Below are 2,388 nucleotides of genomic sequence, written 5' to 3' on the forward strand. Positions count from 1 at the left end.
TTCCTATGCCGGTTCCATGCAAACGCGCTTGAATGAATATAACACCCTCATATCCGACTTGACGCGCGCCGGGATCATCTCGATGATGGGCATATTTCTTGGGCTTGTCATTTATTTTCGTCGGGTTTTGGCCACGCTTATTTTATTCATCCCCCTTGTTTCAGGCATCTGTTTCGGGTTTTTCATCTGTTCCTTTTTCATCGAAAAATTAAATGTGGTCACTTCGTTTCTTTTTTCAATCCTGTTCGGCCTGGGGATTGATATCGGCATTCATTGCCTGGCTCGCTATCTTGAGGATCGTAAACAGGGGTTACCCGTCGCCGAATGCATTCATAATCTTGTTTTAAAAACAGGCCGATCGTCTTTTGTAAGCATCATGACGACCGTCGCTGCCTTTTTTGTTCTGCTTGTTAACGACTTCAAGGGATTTTCTGAATTTGGCTGGATTGCAGGGATCGGCCTGCTTACGACATTGGCCAGTTATATGATCTTGTTGCCCTGCCTTTTAAAGGTGGGAGAAAGCACCAAACTCATTTCCATCCGAAGGCCCTTTGGTTTCAATAGGGACTTCTTTAAAAAAATGAGCCGATTTTTCCATGGAAAAGAGAAGAAGTTTTTTTATGCAAGCATTGTCCTGTTTTTTCTGGGGGCGGCTTCCATTGCCTTTGTGCGTTTTGAGTGGAATTTTTCAAATTTAAAAATAAAAATTTCGGAGACTGAAGAGGCCAAAAAGAAACTGGCCCATATAACCGGACGGGTTAATAGCCCGGCCACGCTCCTTATCAAAGACAAGGAAGAGGCCAGACTCCTGAAGGAAGAAATAAGACGCAAAAAAGAGGCAGACCTTCTTACTCCCACCATCGACCGGTTTCGTTCGGTTTATGACTTAAGCCCCGATGACCAACCCCAAAAAATGGCTCTGCTTTCCGAAATTGACAAGCTCTTAAGTGATGACACGCTCCATGTGCTCAAAGGTGATCGGCAGAAAAAACTTCAGGAATTCAGACAAGCCATCGCCACGACAAGAATGTTTGGAATTAAGGATGTGCCCCAGGAAAACATTGAGGTTTATTACGGACAGGGGGAATATAAAGATGAAATGTTCGCAACCATTCAACCACTTCCCGATTTAGAGCTTGATGACGGGCGTAATGCCATCCATTTCAGGGATGATGTTTTTCATATCAAAGCCGGAGGAAAAGATTTTCACTCGACTTCCGATGCCATTATTTTTGCCGATGTCCTCACCACCATGTTCAAAGACAGCCGAAAGGCCATTTTATTAAGTCTTCTGGCCATGGTGATCATTATCTATCTTGATTTCTTTAACTGGAAAAAATCGGCCCTGGTCCTGGCTTATCTTTCTTTAGGCATGTTTGGAATGTTCCTTTTAATGGTCGTATTTGGCTGGAAACTTAATTTTTATAACATGATTTGCATTCCCGTGGTTTTGGGCATGGGGGAAGATAATATTGTCCATCTTCTCCACCGATTTGAAGAGCTCGGAAGAAAGAATCTGTTTGTGGCCTGGATCTCGGCGGGAGTTCCCGCGGCCATGGCCTCACTGACAACCATTTTGGGATATTTTGGGTTGGTCTTTGCCCATCATCCGGGGCTTCAATCCATTGGAATTCTGGCTGTGGCCGGAATGACCACCTGCATGATCAGCTCCCTGATTCTTTTTCCCGTCTTTTTGAAGGTGTTTTATTCTAAAGGGTCATCGTGGAACTGAGTGGATAAATTTGAGAGATTAATGTGTTTCTGAGACTCTCTGGGAGCGGTTAAGAAAAGAATTGAAGAGGTCAAAAAATTTGTCATGAAAATGGATTTTTTTATTTCCGTGTCATCCCCCTTTATCACCGCGTAGCGGGATCCCGTATGCGGGAAAAAAGGGGGTAGGGGGGATTTGTTCCCGTTCCAGTTTCCGTACCCGATTCAAAGATTTTTTATGAGAAAAGAGGTGGGGAAGAGATTTCCGAGAAAGGGATAGCGGAAAAGGGAATGAAAGCGGGCTCAAATCCCCCTTAATCCCCCTTTTGTAAAGGGGGATATTATTCGGGAACATGTTAAGAACAAAATTTTTACCCACTCGGAAACGCGAAGATCCATTCTAAATAATAAGCCGTTTCCCATCGATCATCGAAAAATCAACGTTCATCCTTTCAAACAAGATTTCTTCCAGGGATTCTTTAAGATGATTTAGTTTAAACCCGATAATGTCCGCTTTTTTACCCACTTCCAGACTTCCAATTTCATTGTCCATGCAAAGAGCCCTTGCTCCGTTGATGGTGGCCATGGCCAAAAGCGTTGCGGCATTCACATCGGGAAATTCTTGATGGAAGGCTTGAACTTCGTGCAAGATATTAAGCTTGGTATTGCTGGCTAGGC

At 43.8% G+C, this 2,388-nt stretch carries 3 protein-coding genes and 1 pseudogene (2 of these 4 only partly in view); 1 reads left to right on the forward strand and 3 read right to left on the reverse strand.

Annotated features, from left to right (window positions below; translation table 11 throughout):
• On the forward strand, positions 1–1,732 hold the 3' portion of the coding sequence (locus tag A2048_08785) for a hypothetical protein (GenBank protein ID OGP08829.1). Its footprint begins 725 nt before the window's first position; the window shows 1,732 of its 2,457 coding nt (coding positions 726–2,457); the start codon falls outside the window, past its left edge; the stop codon is at positions 1,730–1,732.
• A gap of 111 nt (positions 1,733–1,843) precedes the next feature.
• Here the strand turns inward: A2048_08785 and A2048_08790 are convergent, their stop codons facing one another.
• The 3 genes and pseudogenes from A2048_08790 to A2048_08800 form a co-directional block, all read right to left on the reverse strand.
• Positions 1,844–2,065 carry a hypothetical protein gene (locus tag A2048_08790; GenBank protein OGP08830.1) on the reverse strand — a complete coding sequence of 74 codons (222 nt, stop codon included), beginning with the start codon at positions 2,063–2,065 and terminating at the stop codon, positions 1,844–1,846.
• Positions 2,066–2,110: 45 nt separating this feature from the next.
• On the reverse strand, positions 2,111–2,359 hold the full coding sequence (locus tag A2048_08795; protein ID OGP08831.1) for a hypothetical protein: 249 nt from the start codon (positions 2,357–2,359) through the stop codon (positions 2,111–2,113).
• Between the two features lie 23 nt (positions 2,360–2,382).
• Positions 2,383–2,388, reverse strand: a pseudogene (locus A2048_08800) (hypothetical protein); it runs 858 nt beyond the window's last position.

It is taken from the genome of Deltaproteobacteria bacterium GWA2_45_12 (assembly GCA_001797365.1).
Lineage (GTDB): Bacteria > UBA10199 > UBA10199 > UBA10199 > UBA10199 > UBA10199.

Coding starts and splice junctions, on each gene's coding strand:
- A2048_08790 (OGP08830.1), bottom strand. CDS start 2,065: ATGTTCCCGAATAATATCCCCCTTTACAAAAGGGGGATTAAGGGGGAT.